The following is a 550-nucleotide window of genomic DNA, read 5'->3' on the forward strand; positions in this document are numbered from 1 at the left end:
TCGTAACAAGGTAGCCGTAGGGGAACCTGCGGCTGGATCACCTCCTTAATCGACGACATCAGCCTGCTGATGAGCTCCCACACGAATTGCTTGATTCATTGTAAAAGACGATGCTGTAACGCGACCCTGTTATAGGTCTGTAGCTCAGTTGGTTAGAGCGCACCCCTGATAAGGGTGAGGTCGGCAGTTCAAATCTGCCCAGACCTACCATTACATGGTTCAGCCGTAGAATACACGGGGCCATAGCTCAGCTGGGAGAGCGCCTGCCTTGCACGCAGGAGGTCAGCGGTTCGATCCCGCTTGGCTCCACCACTTTCGCCGTACGCAGTAGCTTGTCAGAACTTAGAAATGAACATTCAGTTCGAATGTTGATTTCTGACTTTTGTCAGATCGTTCTTTAAAAATTCGGATATGTGATAGATATAGACTGATGACCAGTTTCACTGCTGGAAATCAGGCTAAGGTAAAATTTGTGAGTTCTGCTCGAAAGAGCAACATGCGAATTTTCGGCGAATGTCGTCTTCACAGTATAACCAGATTGCTTGGGGTT

General features: G+C 48.4%; 2 tRNA genes. Both read left to right on the forward strand.

Annotation, left to right across the window (positions count from 1 at the left end):
* Window positions 1–133 precede the first annotated feature (133 nt).
* Window positions 134–210 (forward strand) — tRNA-Ile (locus tag CAG44_RS27380).
* 26 nt (window positions 211–236) lie between these two features.
* Window positions 237–312, forward strand: a tRNA-Ala gene (locus CAG44_RS27385).
* Window positions 313–550: the final 238 nt, after the last annotated feature.

Source organism: Pseudomonas sp. B13(2017), assembly GCF_002113245.1.
GTDB lineage: Bacteria > Pseudomonadota > Gammaproteobacteria > Pseudomonadales > Pseudomonadaceae > Aquipseudomonas > Aquipseudomonas putida_Z.